The sequence below is a fragment of the Pelomonas margarita genome, from assembly GCF_043555875.1.
Classification (GTDB): Bacteria; Pseudomonadota; Gammaproteobacteria; order Burkholderiales; family Burkholderiaceae_C; genus Pelomonas; species Pelomonas margarita.
Map to the genome: position 1 here is coordinate 1 of NZ_JBIGHW010000092.1, position 255 is coordinate 255.

At 66.3% G+C, this 255-nt stretch carries 1 pseudogene; it reads right to left on the reverse strand.

Going from position 1 to position 255, the window contains the following annotated elements:
• A pseudogene (locus ACG0Z3_RS23385) lies at positions 1-180 on the reverse strand (hypothetical protein); the annotation flags it as partial.
• Between the last annotated feature and the right edge of the window lie 75 nt (positions 181-255).

The following is a 255-nucleotide window of genomic DNA, read 5'->3' on the forward strand; positions in this document are numbered from 1 at the left end:
GACCTGCGCCCCGTACTCACCTGCGCGCAGCACCTCGCCCAGCTCCTCCAGGAAGCGCCGGACTCCATACTGCTCGACTTCGCCGATCGTCACCCGATCAGCGCCCGCTGCGCCCTTGTTACGGCGCACTCGCTTCCACGCCTCGTGCAGGATGTCAGCCCTGCACACATGGTCGTACAACGCATGGAAGCGCCTTCCCGGAGCCCGCTTGGCTGCGGCCCAGAGCTGCCTTCGCAGTTGTCGCACTTTGTCGCT